This is a genomic window from Sagittula sp. P11 (genome assembly GCF_002814095.1).
Lineage (GTDB): Bacteria > Pseudomonadota > Alphaproteobacteria > Rhodobacterales > Rhodobacteraceae > Sagittula.
Window position 1 is genome coordinate 1,380,094 of record NZ_CP021913.1, and the last position, 23,378, is coordinate 1,403,471.

21 protein-coding genes are annotated in these 23,378 nt (G+C 67.9%); 4 read left to right on the top strand and 17 right to left on the bottom strand.

The window, feature by feature from the left end:
* Positions 1–12: 12 nt before the first annotated feature.
* From creD to CDO87_RS06800, 12 genes are all read right to left on the bottom strand, one after another.
* Entirely contained in the window at positions 13–1,431 is a 1,419-nt protein-coding gene (creD, locus tag CDO87_RS06740) for a cell envelope integrity protein CreD (RefSeq protein WP_100928070.1), read from the bottom strand.
* A 95-nt stretch (positions 1,432–1,526) separates the two neighbouring features.
* A complete protein-coding gene (locus CDO87_RS06745) occupies positions 1,527–3,551 on the bottom strand; it encodes an NADPH-dependent 2,4-dienoyl-CoA reductase (RefSeq protein ID WP_100928071.1) in 2,025 nt (674 codons plus the stop codon).
* 443 nt (positions 3,552–3,994) lie between these two features.
* A complete protein-coding gene (gene msrA / locus CDO87_RS06755; protein ID WP_100928073.1) occupies positions 3,995–4,501 on the bottom strand; it encodes a peptide-methionine (S)-S-oxide reductase MsrA in 507 nt (168 codons plus the stop codon).
* Positions 4,498–4,947 (bottom strand): peptide-methionine (R)-S-oxide reductase MsrB, encoded by a 450-nt coding sequence (gene msrB, locus CDO87_RS06760; RefSeq protein WP_100928074.1) that lies wholly within the window; start codon positions 4,945–4,947, stop codon positions 4,498–4,500. The genes msrA and msrB overlap by 4 nt, the downstream gene beginning before the upstream one ends.
* Positions 4,948–5,364: 417 nt before the next feature.
* Positions 5,365–6,420 (bottom strand): tRNA epoxyqueuosine(34) reductase QueG, encoded by a 1,056-nt coding sequence (queG, locus tag CDO87_RS06765; protein WP_100928075.1) that lies wholly within the window; start codon positions 6,418–6,420, stop codon positions 5,365–5,367.
* Between the two features lie 70 nt (positions 6,421–6,490).
* Entirely contained in the window at positions 6,491–7,156 is a 666-nt protein-coding gene (locus CDO87_RS06770) for a glutathione S-transferase family protein (RefSeq protein WP_100928076.1), read from the bottom strand.
* A 101-nt stretch (positions 7,157–7,257) separates the two neighbouring features.
* Complete coding sequence (gene mtgA, locus CDO87_RS06775; protein ID WP_100928077.1) at positions 7,258–8,010, bottom strand: monofunctional biosynthetic peptidoglycan transglycosylase; 753 nt, start codon at positions 8,008–8,010, stop codon at positions 7,258–7,260.
* Between the two features lie 202 nt (positions 8,011–8,212).
* Entirely contained in the window at positions 8,213–8,485 is a 273-nt protein-coding gene (locus tag CDO87_RS06780) for a putative quinol monooxygenase (protein ID WP_100928078.1), read from the bottom strand.
* Positions 8,486–8,582: 97 nt separating this feature from the next.
* Entirely contained in the window at positions 8,583–13,127 is a 4,545-nt protein-coding gene (gene gltB / locus CDO87_RS06785) for a glutamate synthase large subunit (protein ID WP_100928079.1), read from the bottom strand.
* Between the two features lie 167 nt (positions 13,128–13,294).
* A complete protein-coding gene (locus tag CDO87_RS06790; protein WP_254698358.1) occupies positions 13,295–13,756 on the bottom strand; it encodes a GFA family protein in 462 nt (153 codons plus the stop codon).
* Positions 13,753–14,490, bottom strand: a complete 738-nt coding sequence (locus tag CDO87_RS06795) for a hypothetical protein (protein WP_100928080.1) — start codon at positions 14,488–14,490, stop codon at positions 13,753–13,755. Before CDO87_RS06795 ends, CDO87_RS06790 begins: the two co-directional genes overlap by 4 nt.
* A 178-nt stretch (positions 14,491–14,668) precedes the next feature.
* On the bottom strand, positions 14,669–16,108 hold the full coding sequence (locus tag CDO87_RS06800) for an NAD(P)-dependent oxidoreductase (protein ID WP_100928081.1): 1,440 nt from the start codon (positions 16,106–16,108) through the stop codon (positions 14,669–14,671).
* A 230-nt stretch (positions 16,109–16,338) separates the two neighbouring features.
* Between CDO87_RS06800 and CDO87_RS06805 the strand changes: the two genes are divergently transcribed.
* On the top strand, positions 16,339–17,142 hold the full coding sequence (locus CDO87_RS06805) for an undecaprenyl-diphosphate phosphatase (protein WP_100928082.1): 804 nt from the start codon (positions 16,339–16,341) through the stop codon (positions 17,140–17,142).
* A gap of 18 nt (positions 17,143–17,160) precedes the next feature.
* On the opposite strand, the gene rlmH is transcribed toward CDO87_RS06805, so the two are convergent.
* From rlmH to CDO87_RS06830, 5 genes are all read right to left on the bottom strand, one after another.
* The gene (gene rlmH, locus CDO87_RS06810; RefSeq protein WP_100928083.1) at positions 17,161–17,631 is read right to left on the bottom strand and encodes a 23S rRNA (pseudouridine(1915)-N(3))-methyltransferase RlmH; all 471 of its coding nucleotides are present in this window, start codon (positions 17,629–17,631) and stop codon (positions 17,161–17,163) included.
* 19 nt (positions 17,632–17,650) lie between these two features.
* Complete coding sequence (gene rsfS / locus CDO87_RS06815; protein WP_198521834.1) at positions 17,651–18,010, bottom strand: ribosome silencing factor; 360 nt, start codon at positions 18,008–18,010, stop codon at positions 17,651–17,653.
* A gap of 346 nt (positions 18,011–18,356) precedes the next feature.
* Positions 18,357–18,593: a hypothetical protein gene (locus CDO87_RS06820; protein WP_100928085.1), complete on the bottom strand. Its 237-nt coding sequence runs from the start codon at positions 18,591–18,593 to the stop codon at positions 18,357–18,359.
* Position 18,594: 1 nt separating this feature from the next.
* The gene (locus tag CDO87_RS06825) at positions 18,595–18,876 is read right to left on the bottom strand and encodes a hypothetical protein (RefSeq protein ID WP_100928086.1); all 282 of its coding nucleotides are present in this window, start codon (positions 18,874–18,876) and stop codon (positions 18,595–18,597) included.
* A 154-nt stretch (positions 18,877–19,030) separates the two neighbouring features.
* Positions 19,031–20,113 (bottom strand): hypothetical protein, encoded by a 1,083-nt coding sequence (locus tag CDO87_RS06830; RefSeq protein WP_100928087.1) that lies wholly within the window; start codon positions 20,111–20,113, stop codon positions 19,031–19,033.
* A gap of 170 nt (positions 20,114–20,283) precedes the next feature.
* On the opposite strand from CDO87_RS06830, the gene CDO87_RS06835 reads away from it, so the two are divergent.
* From CDO87_RS06835 to CDO87_RS06845, 3 genes are read left to right on the top strand one after another with little or no spacing between them, the layout of a single operon-like run.
* Entirely contained in the window at positions 20,284–21,243 is a 960-nt protein-coding gene (locus tag CDO87_RS06835) for a metal ABC transporter solute-binding protein, Zn/Mn family (protein ID WP_100928088.1), read from the top strand.
* Position 21,244: 1 nt separating this feature from the next.
* Positions 21,245–22,069, top strand: a complete 825-nt coding sequence (locus CDO87_RS06840) for a metal ABC transporter ATP-binding protein (protein ID WP_100928089.1) — start codon at positions 21,245–21,247, stop codon at positions 22,067–22,069.
* Between the two features lie 48 nt (positions 22,070–22,117).
* A complete protein-coding gene (locus CDO87_RS06845) occupies positions 22,118–23,320 on the top strand; it encodes a metal ABC transporter permease (RefSeq protein WP_100928090.1) in 1,203 nt (400 codons plus the stop codon).
* The last annotated feature ends 58 nt before the right edge of the window (positions 23,321–23,378 follow it).

A 23,378-nucleotide genomic window follows, 5' to 3' on the forward strand; every position in this document is an offset into this window, starting at 1 on the left:
GGGGCCCCCGGATCAGCCTTCCGTGGCGGGAGGCGGCGGTGCCTCGGACGTGGTGCCGAGGAAGGGCCGGCGCCCTTTCGGCTTGTCCGCGTCGGGGCCGTACCAGTCCTCGTTGCGGGTGACGATCATGGTCAGCGCCAGCGCGAGGAAGGCCAGCGTCGACCCCGCCAGAAGCGCGTAATCCGCCGAGCGCAGGATCAGGTAGAGCACCGCGTAGACCACGACCAGCATCGCGCCCAGCACCAGCGCCCGGCGGCCGAGGTTCAGCGCCACCACCCCGAAGAGCGTGAGCAGACCGATCACCGCCGCGCTCGACAGAGCGTAGGCCACCGCAAAGCCCAGGTGTTCGGCATAGGACACCATCAGGAGCACGAAGGTCGTCTGCGCCAGCCCGGCCAGGATGTACTGCACGGGATGCGCGGGCCGCCCGGTGCCCCGTTCGGTCAGCAGGATCGTCAGGAAGGTCAGCGCGATGAACAGGATGCCGTAACGCGCCGCGCGATAGGCCTTCTGGTAGAAATCGTTGGGCGTCAGGTACTCGACCCCGAAGGTGGTGCGGCGGGCCGCCTCGTCGGGGTCTTCCAGCCCGGCCTGCGGCATCGACCGCGCGAGGTGCGGGATCGTCCATTCGGCGGTAAAACCCTCGTCCGTCACGGTGGACCCGTCCGGCAGGAAGGCGCCGGTGAACGAGGGATGCGGCCAGTCGCTGACCATCGTCACACGCGAGGTGCGCCCCACCGGCGACACCATCATCAGCTGCGCGCCGTTCATGCCAAGCCGCATCTCGTAGCGCCCCCGCTCCCGCGGATCGCCGACCAGCGCCTTCACCCCGGAGCGCTGCGACATGGGCTCAAGGGCCAGCGCCTCGCCGCCCTCCTCCAGCCGCGCCTCGCCCCGCAGGGAGCGGTTGTCATAGACGCCGAACCAGATCTCGGCCTGTTCCCAGAGCAGCCGCTGGTCCGTACCGACCAGCCGCTCCGCCGCCGCGGTGTCGAAGTCGAACCCGGCCTCTACCTGCGCGGTATAGACCGGCACCCGGAAGATGCCGCGCCTGCGCTCCTGCGTTTCGGTCGCGATGTCCACGTCGAAGGCTTCGGGCAGGAGGTGCACCGGGGCGCTGGCCTCCTGCACGGTCTCCCGGAACCGCTCGAACAGGTCCTCGCCGGTGTCCGGGTCGGTCAGGACGACACCGGTCTCCGGATCGACCCTGGGCCGGGTCGCCACCCGCGTCACCGTGGTTTCCACCGGGATGACAAGCTGCGGGCCATAGACGTACTGCCGGCCGCCCCACTCCTCGCCGACGCTGTTGATCGTCGCCTCGGAGTAGGACTTCCGCGAATTCACCACCTCCGCCGCAAAGAACAGCGGGATGAACATGAGAAGGGTGAGAAGGCCGACGATAAGGAACCGTCGACCGGATGATCTGAGCATGGCAATGTCCTCCGATTAATCACTTCGGCGAACATGCCGCCCCGGCTGTGCAGGCGCGCCCTGACAATTCTGCAGGGTTCGTGCAGGCCGGATCGTCAGAGCGTCGCCGCCAGCCGCACCCCCTGGTCGATGGCCCGCTTGGCGTCCAGTTCCGCCGCCACGTCCGCCCCGCCGATCACGTGGCAGGTCCGGCCCGCCGCCTCGAGCGCATCCGCAAGGCCGCGCGCGCTGACCTGCCCGGCGCAAAGCACCACGGTGTCGCAGGCGATGACCTCGGGCCGCTCGCGCGCCTCGCCGTAGGAGATGTGCAGCCCCGCGTCGTCGATGCGCTCGTAATTCACGCCCGCCTTCATCTGCACGGCCTTCATCTGCAACCCGGCGCGGTGGATCCAGCCGGTGGTCTTGCCCAGCCGTTTGCCCGGCTTCTCCGCCTTGCGCTGCAGCATCACCACCTCGCGCACCGGCGCGTCGGGCTGCGGCCCCTCCGGCGCCAGGCCGGACCGTGCCTCTGCCGGGTCGGTCACGCCCCATTCGCGCATCCAGTCCGGCAGGCTCTCCGTCGGGCTGTCGCCGGTCACGAGGAACTCCGACACGTCGAAGCCGATGCCGCCCGCGCCGATCACCGCCACGCGCTTGCCCGCCTCCGCGCCGTGGCGCAGCACGTCGATGTAGCCCAGCACCGAAGCGTGGTCCTGTCCGGGGATCTCCGGGTCGCGCGGGCTGACGCCCGTTGCCACGATCACCTCGTCGAAGTCCTTCAGGTCCTCCGCACCCACGCGCTGCCCCAGGGCCAGCGTCACGCCGGTCTCGGCCAGCATCGCGCCGAACCAGTCGACCAGCCCGTGGAACTCCTCCTTGCCGGGGATGACCTTGGCCATGTTCAGCTGCCCGCCGACCTCATCCGCCGCGTCGAACAGCGTCACGGTGTGGCCGCGCTGCGCGCAGGTGATCGCCGCCGACATGCCCGCCGGTCCCGCGCCCACCACGGCCACGGTCTTCGTCACCTTGGCGGGTTCCACCACAAGCTCCGTCTCGAACCCCGCCTTCGGGTTCACAAGGCAGGACGACACCTTGCCCGAGAACGTGTGGTCGAGGCACGCCTGGTTGCAGGCGATGCAGGGTGCGATCAGGTCCGACCGCCCGGCCTCGGCCTTGGCGACGAAGTCCGGATCGGCAAGGAACGGCCGCGCGAGGCTCACCATGTCGGCACAGCCCTCCGCCAGCACCTGCTCCGCCACCTCCGGCGTGTTGATGCGGTTCGAACAGATCAGCGGCACGCTCACTTTGCCCATCAGCTTCTGCGTGACCCAGGCGAAGGCCCGGCGCGGCACCGATGTGGCGATGGTCGGCACCCGCGCCTCGTGCCAGCCGATGCCGGTGTTGATGATCGAGGCGCCCGCCGCCTCCACCGCCTGCGCAAGCTGCACCACCTCCTCGTGGGTGGAGCCGTTGGGGATCAAGTCGATCATCGACAGCCGGTAGATCAGGATGAAGTCATCGCCCACCGCCGCGCGCACGCGCTTCACCACCTCCACCGGCAGCCGCATCCGGTTCTCGTAGGAGCCGCCCCAGCGGTCGGTGCGCTTGTTCGTATGGGTCACCAGGAACTGGTTGAGGAAATACCCTTCGGAGCCCATCACCTCCACCCCGTCATAGCCTGCCTCGCGGGCGCGGGCGGCGGCGGTGGCGATGTCGGCGATCTGCTTCTCGATGCCTTCCTCGTCCAGTTCCTTCGGCGGGAAGGGGCTGATCGGGGATTTGACCGGGCTGGGCGCCACGCAGTCTGGACCGTAGGCATAGCGGCCCGCATGCAGGATCTGCATGGCGATCAGCCCGCCCGCCTCGTGCACGCGGTCGGTGACGATGCGGTGGTTGGCGATGTCCTGAGGGGTATAGAGCCCCGCCGCCCCGGGAAAGACGCCGCCTTCGTTGTTCGGGGCCATGCCGCCCGTCACCATCAGCGCGACGCCGCCCCGCGCGCGGGTCGCGTAGAACTCCGCCACCCGGTTCCAGTCGCCCCGCTCCTCGAGGTTGGTGTGCATCGACCCCATCAGCACGCGGTTCTTCAGCGTGACATGCCCAAGGTCGAGCGGGCTGAGCAGGTGCGGATATGACGTCATGTGTGGACCTCCCTCTTTGGCTGGCACCACACACCATGACCCGCCCGCCGTCCACGTCAACGTGACGTCATGGATGGGGCGGGATGTGTCGGGAAGGCCGCCCGGCGGTGCACGGCGCGCCCGGCGAAGACGGGCCGCGCCCGCATGAGGTGCGCCCGTGATCCCGGGAGACGGGCCGCGAAGACGACCATCCCCGTCAGCCGTCATGGCGTCGCGCCCGAAGGCATCCCGGGGGTCCGCTCTTCCTTCCGTCTCTCCGACGCGGATCTCACCCTCGACCACGCCGCGCCACGGCTGCCGAAGGCGGACTCTCTCCCTTCATCTTGGTGCAAAATACCTCGGGGGGCCCCGCAGGGGCGGGGGCAGCGCCCCCTCCCCCGGACACGAAAAAGGCGGCGCACCGATACCCGGCACGCCGCCCCTGTTGCCGACCCATCAGGGCCTTACTCCGCCGCGTCCCGCCGGGGCAGCACCCAGCCCGGCCGCGGGTAGTGGCAGGTGTAGCCGTGCGGAATACGCTGCAGGTAATCCTGGTGCTCGGGCTCGGCCTCCCAGAAATCGCCCACCGGCTCGACCTCCGTCACCACCTTGCCGGGCCACAGGCCCGAGGCATCCACGTCGCGGATCGTCTCCAGCGCCACGTCACGCTGCGCCTCGTCGACGTAGTAGATGGCCGAGCGGTAGGACATGCCCCGGTCGTTGCCCTGCCGGTTGGGCGTGGTCGGGTCGTGGATCTGGAAGAAGAACTCCAGCAGCCGGCGATAGCTGGTCTTCTCCGGGTCGAAGAGGATCTCGATCCCCTCCGCATGGGTCCCGTGGTTGCGGTAGGTCGCGTTGGGCACGTCGCCCCCGGTATAGCCCACCCGGGTCTTTTCCACCCCCGGCAGCTTGCGGATCAGGTCCTGCATTCCCCAGAAGCAGCCCCCCGCCAGAACGGCACGTTCGGTCATTGGATCTCCTCCACCTGGTCGATGTACTGGCCGTAGCCTTCGGCCTCCATGTCGTCGCGGTGCACGAAGCGCAGCGAGGCCGAGTTGATGCAGTAGCGCAAACCGCCCCGATCGGACGGTCCATCCGGAAAGACATGCCCCAGATGGCTGTCTCCGTGGCGCGAACGTACCTCCGTGCGGATCATGCCGTGCGTGGTGTCCCGCAGTTCCACGACGTTCTCGGGTTCGATCGGCTTCACGAAGCTCGGCCAGCCGCATCCCGATTCGTACTTCGCGGCGCTGGCGAACAGCGGCTCCCCGGACACCACGTCGACGTAGATGCCGGGCTCCTTGTTTCCCAGGTATTCCCCGGTGCCCGGACGCTCCGTACCGCTCTGCTGCGTGACGCGATACTGCTCTGGCGTCAACGTGGCGATAACGTCCGGTCTGCGTTCATATTTTGGCATGTGCGTCCTCCTGTGCGGTCTGCAACGGAAGATGGGGCCTGTTGCGAATAAGCAAAGCCCCGCCGAAACATCGTACACATGAATGTGGGCAGCCTTGCGCCAAAAAGGTTCACCTGTCATGAAACAGGCGGGTGACAACGCTTTCTCCCAAGAACACGCAAGTCGCCTCGGGCGCGGAGATGGCAGCTCTGCGCCCGTCAATACCCCTCCGGACATCCACGGCTTGCATCGCAGCGTTCCGAAGCCCTGCTCTCGCAGGAACCTGTACATTTCGAGTGAATGCGTATTGGCAGCACGTCCCCCCACTCGGCAAATCGGATTCCATCACGGAATGAACGCCCGCGCAAGAGTCACGTTGCCGTGGCGTCTACTGTTTTTTCGGCAATCCGCGAAATGTGACCGAACTGCCGCGCCCCGTCAGCCCTTGCCGCGCAGGCGCCCAACCGCCCAGCGGGCCGCGTCCCGGACGGCCTCGTCGGGGTCGTCGCACAGCCCCTGCGCCACCGGCTCCAGCGCCGCCCGGCCCGAGTTGCCCACGGCATACATCACGTTGCGCACCATGCGGTCGCGCCCGATCCGCTTGATCGGAGAGCCGGAGAACCGCGCCCGGAATCCGGCGTCGTCCAGCGCCGCCAGATCGGCCAGCGGCGGGGCGCGCAGGTCGTCGCGGGCGTGATACTTCACCTCCTGCGCCACGCCTGCGAACTTGTTCCACGGGCAGACCGCAAGGCAGTCGTCGCAGCCGTAGATGCGGTTGCCCAGCCCGGGGCGCAGCGCCTCGTCCACCGGGCCCCTGTGCTCGATCGTCAGGTAGGAGATGCAGCGCCGCGCATCCAGCCGGTAGGGCGCGGGAAAGGCATCGGTCGGGCAGACGTCGAGGCAGCGGCGGCACGAACCGCAATGATCCGCTTCCGCTCCGTCCGGCGTCAGGTCGAGCGTGGTAAAGATGCAGCCGAGGAAGAACCACGACCCCAGCCTGCGCGACACGAGGTTGGTGTGCTTGCCCTGCCAGCCGAGACCCGCGGCCTGCCCCAGCGGCTTCTCCATCACCGGCGCGGTGTCGACGAAGACCTTGATTTCCGGCCCCGCCGTGCCCTCCGCCTCTGCCGCCTCGATCAGCCAGCGGCCAAGCCGTTTCAGCCGCTTCTTGACCACGTCATGATAGTCGCGATGGCGGGCATAGACGCTGACCGCGCCGCGTTCCGGCCGGTCCAGCACCGCAAGCGGGTCCTCGTCGGGGCCGTAGTCCTCCGCCAGCATCACGACGGAGCGCGCCTCGGGCCAGAGCGCCGCCGGATCGCCGCGCCAGTGCATCCGCTCCGCCAGCCAGCCCATCTGCCCATGGTAGCCCGCACCGACAAAGGCCTGCAGCCGCGACATCACCTCGGGCAGGTCCGCCACGCGGGCGACACGGCAGTCGGAAAACCCGACCTCTGCCGCTTCCCGCTTCAGCGCTGCCGTCAGATCCTGCACGCGACCCCCGTTCCTCTCTGTCCGAAGTGTCCCCGACCGCGGCACGTCATGCCGCGCAGGGCAACCGGCCTCAGAAGTCGAGGTCGGCGTAATGGGCGGGCGGCGGGAAGCCCGGCACCTGGTCGGCCAGGATCGAGCGGAAGGCGGGGCGCGACTTGATCTTCGCGTACCAGTCCTTGACCACCGACGACCGGTTCCAGTCCACGTCCGAGATGTAGTCCAGCGACGACAGGTGCGCGGCGGCGGCGAAATCGGCCAGCGTCATGGAATCCCCGGCCAGCCAGCGGCGGTGATCCAGCAACCACGCCATGTAGTCGAGGTGGTACTTGACCGCCTTGGCGCCCGACTTGACGTTGCCGCTATCGGGGAAGCCGGCCTTCATCATCTTCTTGTTCACCCGCTCGTAAAGCAGCTTCGACGTCACCTCGTTGTGGAACTTGTCGTCGAACCAGCCCACCAGCCGGCGCACTTCGTAGCGCGCATCGGCAGAGCGCGGCATCAGCGAGGGTTCGGGATACTTCTCCTCGATCCATTCGCAGATCGCCGCCGACTCGGCCATTGTCTTGCCGTCGATCCGGATCACCGGAACCTTGGCCGCCGGGTTGCGCCGCAGGAAGTCCGGGTCCTGCTCCCAGTAGCGTTCCTCCACCAGCTCGCATTCGATCTTTTTCTCGGCGAGGCTCAACCGCACCTTGCGGCAGAACGGTGAAAGAGGAACGTGATAAAGCTTGGCCATTTAAGTCCTGTATGGTCGGGGAGCCCCCCACTAATAGAGGTCAAGGCCACCGGGATTCAAGCGCCTCCACGCGTCCCGGCCACGGCGCGCCGAAGCGCCGCTCATCCTTCGAAACAGTCGTCCCGCCCGTCGGCGGCAATCGTCGCCGCGCCGTCCTGGATCGACCGCGCCCGCCGGTCGACAGAGTTCGAGGGCCGCCCGGCGTTGCGCTCCTTCGGGTTGGGCAGGACTGCCGCGAGCAGCGCCGCCTGCCGCGCGCTCAGCGCATCGGCGCTCACCCCGAAGTAGTGCCGCGCCGCGGCCTCCACGCCAAAGACGCCCTCGCCGAACTCCGCCACGTTCAGGTAGACCTCGAGGATGCGCCGCTTCGACCACAGCGCCTCCACCATGGGGGTCATGCCGGCCTCCAGCCCCTTTCGGAACCACGACCGCTCCTGCCAGAGGTAGACGTTCTTCACCACCTGCTGGCTGATGGTCGACCCGCCGCGCGCCGCCCCTTCCGAGATCGCCGCCCGGATCGCGCCCATGTCGAAGCCCCAGTGCTCGCAGAAATTGGCGTCCTCCGCCGCGACGGCAGAGCGGGCCATGACCGGCGCGATGTCCTCGAAGTCGACCCAGTCGCGTTCCAGCGCGCCCAGCCGCGACCGCTCCACCCACATGGTGTGCGTCATCGGCGGGTCGACCACGCTGAACAGCGCCACCGCCACGACCACCAGTCCTGCCATCAGCACCACCCCCCGCAGCACGAGCCTGCGCAGCCTCCGTTTCAGGGGAAGCCTGCCCGCCGTGCGCGCCTTGTCGCTCTTTGTCTTCCGCGCGTCCGTCTTGCGCGCCGCTTTTGCCCGTCTTGCCATCCCCCTTGTCTACACTGACGGGCGGCGGGTTCGAGAGCAAAAAAAGGAGCGCCCCGAAGGACGCCCCGCAGCCTGCCCGTACGGCCAGGCGAACCACTTGTTACCGTCAAAAGGGAACCCCTTACCAACGCCCCCTATATTGCTTCGGAAGGTGGCCCCGACCGCGCGCAAAAGTGGCGAGAAAGAGGTTTTTGACCTAACGTCAACCAATTTCGCGGATTTCGTAGTCGCGCTTTATCCCTGCGGTTGTCCTACCCCATTCACTTTCACGCATACGTTTCTGATGCGCCTCGAAGGCGGCGGAATCGGTGAATCGCTCTGCAACGCGCCAGACCAGCGGACCGCTGGGCTCCACCTCGAACGACAGGCAGCCCGGCTCCGCGCGGGTCAGCGCCACGTGTTCGGGCAGCGCCTGCCGCACCCGCTCCGCCTCTGCCGCGTCGGCGCAGATCAGCCGCCCCGTCAGTTCGATCATGTCCCCTCCCCCGCGCCCGTCCAGCCAGAGCCCGTCCAAAGCCGATAAAAAAAGGTCCCCGCCCGGGGGCAGGGACCTTCGATGTCTTGCGCGGGGATCACTCCGCCGGAACGGCGAGGCTTTCCTCGATGCCCAGCGGATGCGGGATCTTGTTCAGCATCTCCTTCGGGCAGACCTGAACGAAGTGCGCCTTCTCCAGGTCCCAGTGCTGCAGGATCTCCGCCGCGCGCTGCGACCGGGTCTCGGCCAGGTGACGCTCGATCAGGTCCTTCAGCTGGTCTTCCCAGGCCGACACGGTCACCGGGCAGGTCACCAGGCTTTCCATGTTCATCATGTCGCGCGCCTGGTCGTCCGGATCGTACAGGTAGGCCATGCCGCCCGTCATCCCCGCACCGAAGTTCGCGCCGATCGGCCCGAGGATCACGGCGACACCGCCGGTCATGTACTCGCAGCCGTTCGACCCGCAGCCCTCGACCACGACCTTCGCACCGGAGTTGCGCACCGCGAACCGCTCTCCGGCACGGCCTGCGGCAAACAGGTAGCCGTCGGTCGCGCCGTACAGCACGGTGTTGCCGATGATCGTGTTCTCCGACGCCACCAGCGGCGAGACCAGCGGCGGACGCACCACGATGGTGCCCCCCGACAGGCCCTTGCCGACATAGTCGTTGGCGTCGCCCGACACTTCCAGCTTCAGCCCCGGGGCCGCGAAGGCGCCCAGCGACTGCCCGGCAGAGCCGGTCAGCTTGACGTGCAGGTGATCGGGCTGCAGCGCGTTGCGCATCCCGAACTTCGACACGATGTGCGACGAGGTCCGCGTGCCCACGGTCCGGTGCGTATTCATCACCGCGTAGGACAGCTGCATCTTCTCGCCGTCCTTCAGGAACCGCGCCGCATCGCGCACGATCTCCGCGTCGAGCGTATCGGGAACCGGGTTCCGATCCTTGTCGCGGTTGTACTGGATCGAGTCGGAGCCATCCACGCGGATCAGCAGCGGGTTCAGGTCGAGGTCGTCGAGATGTTCCGCCCCGCGCGACACCTGCGTCAGCAGGTCCGCCCGGCCGATCACGTCCGCAAGCGAGCGTGCACCGATCTCGGCGAGGATCTCCCGCACTTCCGTCGCGTAGAAGGAAATGAGGTTCACCACCTTGTCGGCGTTGCCGGTGAACTTCTCGCGCAGCGCCGGGTCCTGGGTGCAGACGCCCACCGGGCAGGTGTTCGACTGGCACTGACGAACCATGATGCAGCCCATGGCGATCAGCGCGGCGGTGCCGATGCCGAACTCCTCGGCGCCCATCATGGCAGCCATCACGATGTCACGGCCCGTGCGCAGGCCGCCGTCGGTCCGCAGCGTGACCCGCGACCGCAGGTTGTTCATCGCCAGCACCTGGTGCGCTTCGGACAGCCCCATCTCCCACGGCAGGCCGGCGTACTTGATCGAGGTCGCCGGAGACGCCCCGGTGCCGCCGTTGTGGCCCGAGATCAGGATGAGGTCGGCCTTGGCCTTCGCCACGCCCGCCGCGATGGTGCCGACGCCCGAGGACGCCACCAGCTTCACCGTGACCTTGCAGCGCGGGTTGATCTGCTTGAGGTCGTAGATCAGCTGCGCAAGGTCCTCGATCGAGTAGATGTCGTGGTGCGGCGGCGGCGAGATCAGCGTCACGCCCTTGGTCGAATGACGCAGGCGCGCGATCAGGTCGGTGACCTTCATGCCGGGCAGCTGGCCGCCCTCGCCGGGCTTGGCGCCTTGGGCAACCTTGATCTCAAGCTCCTCGCAGTGGTTCAGGTACTCGGCGGTGACGCCGAACCGGCCCGAAGCCACCTGCTTGATCTTCGCCGACGGGTTGTCGCCGTTGGGTTCCGGCACGAAGTGTGCCGGGTCCTCGCCACCCTCGCCGCTGTCGGACTTGGCCCCGATGCGGTTCATGGCGACGTTCAGCGTCTTGTGCGCCTCGGGCGACAGCGCCCCCAGCGACATGCCCGGCGTCACGAACCGCTTGCGGATCGCGGTGATCGACTCGACCTCTTCCAGCGGGATCGGCTTGCCCAGCGGCTTGATCGCCAGAAGGTCGCGCAGGTGGATCGGCGGGTTCGCCTGCATCGCGTTGGAATACTGCTTCCACAGCTCGTAGGACGCCCGGTCGCAGGCCGCCTGCATCAGGTGCATGACCTGCGCGCCCCATGCGTGGGTCTCGCCGGACTTGCGCGCCTTGTAGATGCCGCCGATGGGCAGCACGTCGCGGCCCGACAGGAAGCCCAGCCTGTGCACCTCCTCGGCCTTCTTCTGGATGCCCTTCACGCCGATGCCGGAAATGCGCGACAGCATGCCGGGCAGGTACTCGGCGCACATCGCACGGCTGAGGCCCACGGCCTCGAAGTTCAGGCCGCCGCGGTAGGACGAGATGACCGAGATGCCCATCTTCGACATGATCTTCAGAAGGCCCTGGTCGATGGCCTCGCGATACCGCGCCACCGCCTCGGTCAGGGTCATGTCCAGCAGGCCGCGCTTGATGCGGTCCGCCAGGCTGTCCTCGGCGAGGTAGGGGTTCACGGTGGTCGCGCCCGCGCCGATCAGCACGGCAAAGTAATGCGGGTCGATGCATTCCGCCGACCGCACGTTGATCGAGGTGAAGGTCCTCAGCCCCTTGCGCGTCAGGTGGCTGTGCACCGCGCTGGTGGCAAGGATCATCGGCATCGCGACCTTGTCTTCCGAAGTCCGCTCGTCGGTCAGGATGAGGTGGCCCGCGCCGGAGCGCACGGCATCCTCCGCCTCGGCCCGGATGCGCGCCAGACCGTCCCGCAGCGCGTCCGGCCCGGGTGTGAAGGTGCAGTCCAGCGTGACGCAGGGCGCGTTGAAGTGCTTCTGCAGCTCGGCGAACTGGGCGTTGCCGATGAACGGCGTGTCCAGCACGAGGATCTCGGTCTGGCTCGACGACTCGTCCAGCACGTTCTTCAGGTTGCCGAAGCGCGTCTTCAGGCTCATCACGCGGAATTCGCGCAGGGAGTCGATCGGCGGGTTGGTCACCTGGCTGAAGTTCTGGCGGAAGTAATGCGACAGCGGGCGGTACTTCTTCGACAGCACGGCCGAGGGCGTGTCGTCGCCCATCGACGCGATCATCTCCTTGGCGTCTTCCGCCATCGGCGCCAGCACCTGCTCCAGCTCCTCGATGGAGTAGCCGGCCGCGATCTGCCGGCGGCGCAGCTCGGCGCCCTCGAAGATCGGCTTCTCGGTGATGGCGTTCAGCGCGGCGTCAAGCTCGGTGATCTTGCCGACCCACTCGCCGAACGGCTGGCTGGCCGCCAGGCGGTCCTTGATCTCCACGTCGTGGTAGAGCTTGCCGTCCTTCATGTCGACGGCGATCATCTGGCCCGGGCCAAGCGCGCCCTTCTCGCGGACCGTGGCCTCGTCGACCGGCACCATGCCCGCCTCGGAGCCCGCGATCAGCATGCCGTCGCCGGTCACCACGTAGCGCATCGGCCGCAAACCGTTCCGGTCGAGCCCGCCGCACACCCAGCGCCCGTCGGTCATCGCCAGCGCCGCCGGACCGTCCCACGGCTCCATCACGGAGTTGCAGTAGGAATACATGTCGCGCCAGGATTCCGGCAGCTCGATGGCCTGCTTCGACCAGGATTCCGGCACCAGCATGGTCTTCGCCATCGGCGCGTTCCGCCCGGCGCGCACCAGCACCTCGAACACCGAATCCAGCGCCGCCGAGTCCGACGACCCGGTTGCGATGATCGGCTTGATGTCCTCCGCGAGGTCGCCGAACGCCGAAGACGCCATGCGGATCTCGTGGCTCTTCATCCAGTTGACGTTGCCCTTCAGCGTGTTGATCTCGCCGTTGTGCGCCAGCATGCGGAACGGCTGCGCCAGCCACCACTGCGGGAAGGTGTTGGTCGAATAGCGCTGGTGATAGATCGCGAACGCGCTCTCGAACCGCTCGTCCTGCAGGTCCGGGTAGAACTCGCTGACCTGTTCCGCCAGCATCATGCCCTTGTAGATGATCGACCGGCAGGACAGCGACGCGATGTAAAGGCCGCCCGACCCGGCGATCCCCGCCGCCGCCGCCGCCTTCTCGATCCGCCGCCGGATCACGTAAAGCTCGCGCTCGAACTGCTCCTCGTCCACGCCCTTCGCGTTCGAGATCAGGATCTGCTCGATCTCGGGCCGCGTCGCGTTGGCCTTCTCGCCGAGGCAGGCCACCGACACAGGCACATGACGCCAGCCGTAGATGTAGTAGCCCATCCGCAGGACCTCGGTCTCCACGATGGTCCGGCAGGCCTCCTGCGCGCCGAAATCCGTGCGCGGCAGGAACACCTGGCCCACCGCCAGCAGCTCGTCCTTGCGCGGCGTGTGGCCGGTGCGCTCGACCTGATCGTAGAAGAACGGCACCGGGATCTGCACGTGGATGCCCGCGCCATCGCCGGTCTTGCCGTCCGCATCCACCGCGCCGCGGTGCCAGATCGCCTTCAGCGCGCCGATGCCCGCCTCCACGACCTTGCGCGACGGCTTGCCGTCAAGGCTGACCGCAAGACCCACCCCGCACGAGGAATGCTCCTCGCTCTCGTGGTACATGCCGTTCTCCGACATCCACTTGCGCTTGGCTTCCTCGGCCCGGACCCACTCTGCATCGTATTTGGTCATGGCTCACGCCCTCCATTCGTGGCCCCGGAGGGCCGTCTCAGTCCCGCGGGCCGCGCGGCCCGGTTTCCAGATGAGCCTTCCGGCCCCGTTCCCGGAAAGCGCCGAAGCCCCTGCTTCTCTGCTTTCCAAATACTCAACTGTCCCCACGCCGCCACGGCGCGCGGACCTTAATCCTCCGGGCCGCCGCCCTCCAGCACGCCGAAGCGTTCCACGCAGTCCTGCCGCGTCAGCAGGCGCCGCCCGTCCCCCGCATAGGCGAAGCTGTCGGGCTTGTGGTCGATGTAGATCTCGTTCGTCATCTCGAAGCCGCAGGCGTCGTCGAAGATGCCGATGGGCAGCTCCGTGTTGCCGAACCACCGGCTCTCCTGCGTCACCCGGAAATAGAGCCCCGAGCCGCAGCGCCCGCAGAACCCCCGTTCCGCCCAGTCCGACGAGGCGATGACCGAGACCGGCCCCTCCCACGTCACCTTCTCCGTCGGCACCGTCACACCGATCAGCGCCGAGCCGGTCCAGCGGCGGCACATCTCGCAGTGGCAGGCGCCCACGTTCACCGGCACCTCGGTGGCGGTAAAGCGCACCGCCCCGCACATGCAGCCGCCGGTCTGCGGCCCGGACCGCAGCGCGCTCATCGCACCCGCTCCGCCACAGGTTCCGCAACAGGCTCCAGCGCGCTCATCATCACGCCGCAGTCATAGATCGGCTCCAGCGCGCCAAAGCCCGGCTCGCCGGGATAGATGAACTCCTTCGGCGTCCGGTCGAACGAGGATTCCACCCCGTCGAACACCGCCTTGCCGCGCCCGGCAAAGAACCGGCGGTGCACGGGAGAGACATACTCCGACCCGGTGTAGGTGCCCATCACGCTGCCGTCGGCATTCAGGAAGTTGACCTCGAACACGGTGCGGTACAGCGGCTCGCCGTCGATCACCACGTTGCGGTCGACGATCCGGTCCTCGCCGGTGACCCGCTGCACGCTGCCGTCCGGCGTGCGCTGCTCGAAATCCATGCTGTCGGTGCCGGTCTCCAGAAGCGTGTCCATCGACGCCGGGTCCTTCGCCGGCAGCAGCGTCACCGTGGGTGCACCGCCCGGCAGTTGCCGGCTGGTGATCCACTGCGCCTGCGCGTCGATCCGGCTCTGGTAAACCGGACCCTCGTCGGTAAAGACCTCGCGGAATCGGTCGGTGCCCGCGGCGGCGCAGGTGTAGTGATGCTCCACCCGGCAATCGCGGTGCTGAACGGTCAGGTAGGCGGTGCAGCCCTCGGGCGGTGCAAAGACCGCCGACTGCGCGGCCAGCGCCACCGGCAGGCAGCACGACAGGAGGGCCGAAAGCCCCGCCGTCACCATGCGCTGCACCGATTTACGCATCCTCAACCCTTTTGCCGGTTCGGGTCAGCGCTGCGGACCCTTAACACTTGTGAACGTCGCACGCCGCCCCGCGCGGGCGCCGCTTCAGGAGGTTAACAACCGGCCGGTTCAGGGGGTCGAAACGGCCGGAAAGCGCATCCATGGCGGGAACTGCAACGCAATTCCCGCAACTCAAAGGTTATTCAGCCGCCACGGCCGTCTTTGCGTCAAGATCCTTTAACAGCGCCTCGACACAGTCGCGCCCGTCGCGGATCGCCCAGACCACCAGCGAGGCACCGCGCACGATGTCGCCGATCGCGTAGACCCCCGGAAGCGCCGTGCGGCCGGTGGTGAACTCCGCCTTGACGGTGCCCCAGCGGGTCACGTCGAGGCCCGGCACACCCCAGAGCGTCGGCAGCTCTTCCGGCTCGAAGCCGAGCGCCTTGATCACCAGGTCCGCCGGTTCGTCGTAGTCCGATCCGTCGATCAGCTCCGGCCGCTGGCGGCCCGAGGCATCCGGCGCGCCAAGGCGCATCTTCTGCACGCTCACCGCGCTGACGACGTCGCCACCCTTGAAGCCCGCCGGTGCGGTCAGCCATTCGAAGACAACGCCCTCTTCCTCGGCGTTCTGCACCTCGCGCTGCGACCCGGGCATGTTGGCGCGGTCGCGGCGATAAAGGCATTTCACGCTCTCGGCGCCCTGACGGATCGCGGTGCGGACGCAGTCCATGGCGGTGTCGCCGCCGCCGATCACCACGACCTTCTTGCCCTTGGCGTTCAGCGTGCCGTCCTCGAACTCCGCCACCGTGTCGCCGAAGTTGGCCGACTTGTTGGAGGCGGTGAGGTAGTCGATCGCCTTGACGATGCCCTTTGCGCCCGCGCCCGGCCCGCCGAGGTCGCGCGACTTGTAGACGCCGGTGGCGATGATGACCGCATCGTGTTGTGCGCGGATCTCGTCGAAGGACATGTCGTCGCCGACGTTGCAGTTCATGACGAAGCGCACGCCGCCGTCTTCGAGCTGCTTGACGCGGCGCATGACCACGTCCTTCTCCAGCTTGAAGCCGGGGATGCCGTAGGTCAGCAGCCCGCCCGCGCGGTCGTAGCGGTCATAGACCGTGACCTGCACACCGGCGCGGCGCAGCATGTCCGCCGCGGCAAGGCCGCCGGGACCCGCACCGATGATGCCGACCGACTCCTCGCGCTCCCGCGCGGGCGAGGCGGGCTTCACCCAGCCGTTTTCCCACGCGGTGTCGAGGATGTACTTCTCCACCGTGCCGATGGTGACGGTGCCGTGGCCCGACTTCTCGATCACGCAGTTGCCTTCGCACAGGCGGTCCTGCGGGCAGATGCGGCCGCAGATCTCCGGGAAGGTGTTGGTGGACTGCGCCAGTTCGTAGGCTTCCTCCATCCGCCCGGTCGCGGTCAGCCGCAGCCAGTCGGGGATGTTGTTGTGCAGCGGGCAATGGCTCTGGCAGTAAGGCACGCCGCACTGCGAACACCGCGCCGCCTGCTCCTTCGCACGGGCGTCGGCGAACTCCGCGTAGATCTCGTTGAAATCCTTGTTGCGGACGTTCGCGTCACGCTTGTCCGGCATCTGGCGCTCGGTGGTGACGAATTTCAGCATCGGCTGCTTGGCCATGTGTCGTGAAACCTCTTGCAGGGGTCAACCTCGTATCGCCGCCTCTGTACCGAAGCTTGATACGGAATAAAAGTCATAAGTGCTGACCTAAATGGCGATTTTCACACCCCCGAATACCGATATTCGGCCTTCCGGGCCGAAATATGGGTAGCAAACCGGACCTATTTTCACTCTTTTCTCTGAGAAACAGGGGGTTATACCGAAGCTGACCGATTTGCCGGAGCCGCTCGATGCCGCTGACCCAACTCCTGATTCTCGCACTGATCCAAGGTATTACCGAGTTTCTCCCGATTTCCTCCTCGGGTCACCTGATTCTTCTGCCCAACCTGACCGGAATGCAGGATCAGGGCCTCGCCATCGACGTTGCCGTCCACGTGGGCACCCTGGGGGCCGTGCTGCTGTATTTCCGGGCAGATGTGAAAGAGGCGGTCTCCGGCCTGCCCCGCCTGCTAACGGGACATATGGACACACCGGGCGCCCGGCTCGCATTCCTGCTGATCGTCTCGACCATCCCGGTGATCGTCGCGGGCCTCGTGCTGAAGGTCCTCGGCATCGACGAGATGCTGCGCTCCACCGCCGTGATCGGCTGGACGATGCTGGTCTTCGGGCTGGTGCTCTGGTGGGCCGACCGCACCGGCAAGGAAGAGAAGACCGACACCGACTGGTCGCTGAAGGACGCGATCATCATGGGGCTCTGGCAGGCCGTCGCCCTGATCCCCGGCACCTCGCGTTCGGGCATCACGATCACCGCCGCGCGGATGCTGGGCTACACCCGCACCGACGGCGCGAAGCTCGCCATGCTGATGTCGATCCCGACGATCCTCGCTTCCGGCGCGCTGCTGAGCCTCGACGTGCTCACCGGCGACGACACGGTGGTGGTGAAGGACGCGCTGATCGGCGCCGCCTTTGCCTTCCTCGCGGCGCTTCTGGCACTGACCCTGATGATGCGCCTGCTGCGCAGCGTCAGTTTCACGCCCTACGTCATCTACCGGGTGATCCTCGGCGCGATCCTGCTCTGGATCGCCTACAGCTGACGGCGGCCGGGCCGGATCTCAGGCCCGGTGATACGGCGCCCCGGCCAGGATCGAGGCCGCCCGGTACAGCTGCTCCGCCAGCATCACCCGCACCAGCATGTGCGGCCAGACCATCGCACCGAAACTGAGCGAAAAATCCGCCTCGGCGCGCAGGCCGGGGTCGATGCCGTCCGCGCCACCGATGACGAAGGCCAGGTCGGAACGGCCGCCGTCGCGCAGGTCCGCCAGCTTTCCGGCGAACTCCGGCGAGGTCATCAGCGCGCCGCGCTCATCGAGGGTACAGAGCTTCGCGCCGCCGGGCAGCGCCTTGCGCAGCAGCACGGCCTCTGCCGCCATGCCGCCGCCCTTGCGGTCGTCGACCTCGACCACGCGCGCAGGGCCAAGGCCAAGCGACCGGCCGCTGCGGTCGAACCGCTTGAGATAATCGTCGATCAGGGCGCGTTCCGGACCGGCCTTCAGCCGGCCCACCACGCACAGGTGCACTTTCACGTCGCGTCCGGACCTTTCATCAGGCCGAAGCGGTCGCGGGCATCCACATCTTCTCGAGCTGGTAGAACTCGCGCACTTCGGGGCGGAACACGTGCACGACAACGTCGCCCGCGTCGATCAGCACCCAGTCCCCGATGTCCTTGCCTTCCATCTTGCACTGGACGCCCAGCTCCGACTTCAGGGTCTCGGCCAGCTTGTCCGAGAGCGCGGCGACCTGCCGGGTCGACCGGCCGGAGGCAATCACCATCCAGTCACAGACAGAAGACTTCCCGCGCAGGTCGATCTGCACGACGTCTTCGGCCTTGTTGTCGGAGAGGGTGGAGAGGACCGTGGCGAGGATCTCGCTGCTCGTCGGGTCCGGATGGGTCGGCGCCGTCATCGGCTGACCCCGTTCAGCGGGTGTACCCGCATGTGCCATTGCAGACAGGACATTGTCCTCCTTCGGATAGCGCGCCTGTGACACGCCCCGGCGCCGGGCTGCCTCTGAATATAGCAGCGCAAATGTGAATTCTCAATGTCGCGCCGGCGCAGATGGCAAAGCCGCGCCACTCCCGCCACCGCCTGCCCGTTTTCCGGGCGGGCATCGCATGGCGGAGAGGATTACCTTCCTCAAGCGACTGTATGCTTCGCGCGCCAATACCTTCGACTCGCGAAGTTCCCCGCCAAAGCGGATGCCGGTCACGGCCCTGCCCGACTCCAAGGGATCTGGCGCATTCAGCCCGATTTCACCCGTCGGTCAGACGCCAACTCCTGCTGAGCTTTTCCAGTTTGCCTGCGTCTTTGAGGCGCTGTGCCTGCCATCGCATATCGTACTGCCACGTGAAGAACAGATCACCTGAACGCCGCAGTTCGGCTTCATGATTCTCCCAGATATGCTGAGCAATCCGAGTCAGGTGAGCCTCCCCACCAAGCGCTTTTAGAGCTGCTGTGATCCACTCTTGAAGGTCTTGTTTATTTGCCAATTCATTGCCCTCCCAACGCAAGATACCCGACATAGACCAGCCACAGCGCCGCCAGCGCCCAGGCCACGTGCATCACCCGCGTCAGCCGCCGGTGCCGCGCCGTGTAGTCGCGGAAGGCCTCCTCGTCGGGCGCCTCGTACTCCGGCGCCTCGCCCAGCCGCCGCCTCAGCGCGGTGGGCAGGTCGCGCGCCATGCGCCGGATGCGCGTCCGCCGCCAGTTCGACGCCGCCATGACGACGAACACGCAGACCATCGCCAGGGACCATACCGGATTGGCCTGCATCAGACGCCTCCCGCTTCTCTGCTTTGCAAATACTCAAATCCCGGCGCGCGGGCCATACGCCACGCCGGATACCCCGCGCACCCGGTGTAGGGTGGGGCTCCGCGCCACCCTGCTCCGACAGCCACACAGCCCGCCCAACCCATAGTCGCAGACCTCACCCCGGCCGCTGCGGCAGCACCGCCACCGCCTCCCGCAACCGCCCGTCAGGCACCGTGTTGTCCCGCACCTTCGTGCGTTTCAGAAGCTTCCAGCCGTTGGTGATGTTGCGGCAGTGCCAGAACCAGGCATCCTTCGCGCGGAACCACGTCGGGAAAGGCAGCCGCTCCAGCCGGTGCTGGCGCCACTCGAACCCGCGCAACGGCCCCGAGGGCACCATGCACCACTTGTCGGGACAGGCCTGCGCCGGATCGTCGCGCCAGCCATGCGCCGCGTGGAACGGCACGCCCTCGAACCCCGGCTCCGGATGCACCCAGTAGCCCGGGAAGGCGACATAACCGAACCGGCTCGCCACCGCCCGGTCGAAGATCGACACCTCCGACATCACCAGCTCGTCCAGGTCGCAGTTCAGCACCGCGCGGGCCTCCCACAGGAACCTGTGCCGCACCGCGTTCAGCACGCAGAACTGCAGGAACAGCTCGGAGTTGGCGTAGGGCTTCCTGCCGCGCGGCCCGTAAGGCACGGAGGTCGAGAGCACCCGCGCCACCGGCACGCCGGTCGCCTCCAGCGCCGCCTGCACCGCCGCGCGCCCGTACTCCTCCGAGCCGTTGTCGACGAAAAGCACCGCGTCGGCGCCGTGGTGGATCATGTGGAAGCGCACCCAGTCCTCGATCCACGCCGGGTCGTTGTCCTTCGACAGGGTGACCAGCACGTTGCGCCCGGCAAAACCCGCCTCCGGCCCGTGCACGGCGCTCTCCCCCCGCCAGCCGCCCACCTCGACAGAGACGGCCGCGGGGCAGCGCGCAAACGGCAGCGAGATCACCGTGTGGCGGTCGTAGGTCCGGAACCGCGCCCGCACCGCCCGCCCGTCCAGCGCGAACCGCGCGCCGCGCAGGGCAGGCGCAAGGTTGTTCAGCCGCGGGCAGATCAGCCGCACCACCCCGTCGCGCCAAACCGCATCCAGCCACAGCGTGCGCGCGTCGAACCGCTCGAGGTAGTCGTCCTCCCAAAAGGATTCCTTCACCCGCGGCTGCCGTTCCAGCCCGCTACCGTCCAGCGTCAGGGTCGCGAAATCGGTCAAGCGCCACTCCCTGTCCGGCCCTATCTCGTCCGGACCGGGCTTGGCATGGATCGTGCTGACCGTTCAAGCGACAACAATCGTGCCATCCCCGTCTTTTCTTGCGACTAAGTCGCATCAATATTGACTTCTTGCGAATGACTCTCATATTCAACCGGGAAAGGACAGCTTACATGACATTTACACGCCGGACCTTCCTTGGCGCCGCGGCCGCCCTTCCCCTCCTGCCGCGCAGGGGCCACGCCGCGCCGCCGCTCAGGGTCACCGCCACCACGGGCATGATCGCCGACACCGCGCGCAACGTGGCGGGCGGGCTGGCCGAGGTGACCGCGCTGATGGGCCCGGGCGTCGATCCGCACGGCTACCGCCAGACCCGCTCCGACATCGTCACCCTGACCCGGGGCGACGTGGCGCTGCGCAACGGCCTCAACCTCGAAGCGCAGCTCGAGGACCTCTTCGAAACCCTGTCCAGCCGCGTGCCCGTGGTGCCGGTTGCCGAATCCGTCCCGGCAGAGGACATCCTGCACAACACGATCTACGAAGGCCGCCCGGACCCGCACGTCTGGATGGTGCCCCGCCACTGGCGGCACGCGGTCGGGGCGACCCGCGACGCGCTGACCGGCCTGCGTCCCGACCAGGCCGAGACATTCGCCGCCAACACCGACGCCTACCTCGCGGAGCTGGCCGGGCTCCAGTCCTACGCGGCAGAGGTGCTGGCCACCGTGCCGGAACCCGCCCGCGTCCTCGTCACCGCCCACGATGCCTTTGCCTACTTCGGGGCCGAATACGGTTTCGAGGTCCTGGGCATCCAGGGCATCTCCACCGAATCCGAGGCCGGCCTGCAGCGCATCGCCATGCTGGTCGACACGCTCGTGACGCGCGGCATCGGCGCGGTCTTCGTCGAAAGCTCGGTCTCCGACCGCAACGTGCGCGCGCTGATCGAAGGGGCCGCGTCGCGCGGCGCCGACGTTCGCATCGGCGGAGAGCTGTTCTCCGACGCCATGGGCCAGCCCGGCACCTACGAGGGCACGTGGATCGGCATGATCGACCACAACGTGACCACGATCTGCAACGCGCTCGGCGGCACCGCCCCGGACCGCGGCATGAACGGCACGCTCAATGCAGGGATCTGAAATGCGCGGCCCCGACCTCGCCACATCCGCCGGACGCCCGGTGACCGAGGACCTCTCGGCGGCGCCGCTCGCCCTGCGCGGGCTGACCGTCTCCTATGGCGGCGAGCCGGTGATCTTCTCCATCGACATGACGCTGGCGCCCGGCACGATGACCGCGATCATCGGCCCCAACGGCGCGGGCAAGTCGACGTTGCTGAAGGCGGCGCTCGGGGTTATCAGGCCGCTCGCCGGCCGTGTCACCGCCTGGGGCGCCCCGCTCGAAGCGGCCCGCCACCGGATCGCCTACGTGCCGCAGCGCGCCTCCATCGACTGGGATTTCCCGACCACGGTCATGGACGTCGTTCTGATGGGCCTCTGGCGCGAACTGGGCCTGCTGAAACGCACCCGCAAGCACCACCGCGACGCGGCGCTGGCCTGCCTCTCCCGCGTGGGGATGGAGGGTTTCGCCGACCGCCAGATCGGCCAGCTTTCGGGGGGCCAGCAGCAGCGGGTCTTCCTCGCGCGGGCGCTGGCGCAGAAGGCCGACCTCTACATGCTGGACGAACCCTTTGCGGGGGTAGACGCCGCCACCGAAAGCGCGATCATCACCGTCCTGCACGCGCTGCGCGACGAAGGGCGCACCGTGCTGTCGGTGCACCACGACCTCGCCACCGTGCCGCGCTACTTCGACCGGGTCTTCCTGATCAACCGCCGCCGCATGGCCGAGGGACCCACAGCCACGACCTTCACCGAAAAGGCGCTGGCCTCCACCTACGGCGGGCGACTGCCCGACCCGCGCCTGCATCAGGGCGGACCGGAGCGGACCGGCCTGCCGAACACCGCCTGATCCGGACCCCGCTTCCCCGACACTGCCCAAAGGACACGACCCCGCACCATGCTTCTCGACGCGCTGACCCTGCAACTCGGCTACAACGCGACGCTGGTCGCGCTCGGCGCCGCCGCGCTGGGGCTGGCGGCGGGCACCGTCGGTGCCTTCCTCTTCCTGCGCCAGCGGGCGCTGGTCTCGGATGCGATCAGCCACGCAACCCTGCCCGGCCTCGCCTGCGCCTTCCTTCTGATGGTCGCCTTCGGCGGCGAGGGCCGCAACCTCGCCGGGCTGATGGCAGGCAGCGCCGTGTCCGCCTGGATCGGCCTTTGGCTCACGGCCTGGCTGACCCGCCGCACCCGCCTCTCCGAGGACGCGGCCATCGGCGCCGTGCTCTCGGTCTTCTTCGGGCTGGGGGTGGTGCTGCTGACGGTGATCCAGACCATGTCCGCCGGACGGCAGGCCGGGCTCGAAAGCTTCCTGCTCGGCTCGACCGCGGGGATGCTGCAAAGCGACGCGCTGCTGATCGCCGCCGGGGGCGCGCTGACGCTGGCCGCCACGCTGCTCCTGCGCCGCCCGCTCCTGATGATCGCCTTTGACGAAGGCTATGCCGCGCAGCGGGGCCTGAACGTGCCGGCCTTCGACATGGCGCTGATGACGCTGGTGATGGCGGTGACCGTGACCGGGCTGAAGATCGTCGGGCTGATCCTGATCGTCGCCCTGCTCATCATCCCGCCCGTCGCCGCCCGCTTCTGGACCGACCGCGCGCCGCATGTGGCGATGCTGTCCGGGCTGATCGGCGGCGCGTCGGGCTATGCCGGGGCGGCGCTGTCGGCCACCGCACCGCAACTGCCCACCGGGCCGATCATCGTGCTGACCTCCTTCGCCCTCTTCACCCTGTCGCTGATCGCCGCACCGGGGCGCGGGGTGCTGGCCACCGTGGTGCGTCACCGCCGCCTGCAACGCCGGGTGCACCTGCGGCAGGGGCTTCTGGCGCTCGCCCACGGCCAGCCGGTCTACGAAGACCTCACCCGCCGCATGCTCCGCGCCAACGGCCTGCTGCGCGCCGACGGCGTCCCCACCGAGAGGGGCCGCGCCCGCGCCGCGCAGGAGGCCCTGGACGAGGCCCGCTGGCAGGCGCTGCGCCGCGCACCCCACCTGTCCGAACTCGCCGCACGCGACGACGGCCTGACCCGGATCGAGGACATCCTGACCCGCGACCAGATCGCCACGCTGGACACCCGCCTTGGCCCGAAGGGAACAGTGGCATGACCGCCCTGCCCGATCCGATCCGAATCGCGAAGCCCGCACACGCCCCACAACCGGCGCA

What these genes read in the sequence shown, in the direction of transcription:
- msrB (WP_100928074.1), bottom strand. Translation starts at nt 4,947, where the DNA reads ATGCCAAAATATGAACGCAGACCGGACGTTATCGCCACGTTGACGCCA.
- CDO87_RS06795 (WP_100928080.1), bottom strand. Translation starts at nt 14,490, where the DNA reads ATGCGTAAATCGGTGCAGCGCATGGTGACGGCGGGGCTTTCGGCCCTC.
- msrA (WP_100928073.1), bottom strand. Translation starts at nt 4,501, where the DNA reads ATGACCGAACGTGCCGTTCTGGCGGGGGGCTGCTTCTGGGGAATGCAG.
- CDO87_RS06845 (WP_100928090.1), top strand. Translation starts at nt 22,118, where the DNA reads ATGCTTCTCGACGCGCTGACCCTGCAACTCGGCTACAACGCGACGCTG.
- CDO87_RS06805 (WP_100928082.1), top strand. Translation starts at nt 16,339, where the DNA reads ATGCCGCTGACCCAACTCCTGATTCTCGCACTGATCCAAGGTATTACC.
- CDO87_RS06780 (WP_100928078.1), bottom strand. Translation starts at nt 8,485, where the DNA reads ATGATCGAACTGACGGGGCGGCTGATCTGCGCCGACGCGGCAGAGGCG.
- creD (WP_100928070.1), bottom strand. Translation starts at nt 1,431, where the DNA reads ATGCTCAGATCATCCGGTCGACGGTTCCTTATCGTCGGCCTTCTCACC.
- CDO87_RS06745 (WP_100928071.1), bottom strand. Translation starts at nt 3,551, where the DNA reads ATGACGTCATATCCGCACCTGCTCAGCCCGCTCGACCTTGGGCATGTC.
- CDO87_RS06825 (WP_100928086.1), bottom strand. Translation starts at nt 18,876, where the DNA reads ATGCAGGCCAATCCGGTATGGTCCCTGGCGATGGTCTGCGTGTTCGTC.
- mtgA (WP_100928077.1), bottom strand. Translation starts at nt 8,010, where the DNA reads ATGGCAAGACGGGCAAAAGCGGCGCGCAAGACGGACGCGCGGAAGACA.
- gltB (WP_100928079.1), bottom strand. Translation starts at nt 13,127, where the DNA reads ATGACCAAATACGATGCAGAGTGGGTCCGGGCCGAGGAAGCCAAGCGC.
- CDO87_RS06790 (WP_254698358.1), bottom strand. Translation starts at nt 13,756, where the DNA reads ATGAGCGCGCTGCGGTCCGGGCCGCAGACCGGCGGCTGCATGTGCGGG.
- CDO87_RS06835 (WP_100928088.1), top strand. Translation starts at nt 20,284, where the DNA reads ATGACATTTACACGCCGGACCTTCCTTGGCGCCGCGGCCGCCCTTCCC.
- CDO87_RS06840 (WP_100928089.1), top strand. Translation starts at nt 21,245, where the DNA reads ATGCGCGGCCCCGACCTCGCCACATCCGCCGGACGCCCGGTGACCGAG.
- rsfS (WP_198521834.1), bottom strand. Translation starts at nt 18,010, where the DNA reads ATGACGGCGCCGACCCATCCGGACCCGACGAGCAGCGAGATCCTCGCC.
- CDO87_RS06770 (WP_100928076.1), bottom strand. Translation starts at nt 7,156, where the DNA reads ATGGCCAAGCTTTATCACGTTCCTCTTTCACCGTTCTGCCGCAAGGTG.
- CDO87_RS06800 (WP_100928081.1), bottom strand. Translation starts at nt 16,108, where the DNA reads ATGGCCAAGCAGCCGATGCTGAAATTCGTCACCACCGAGCGCCAGATG.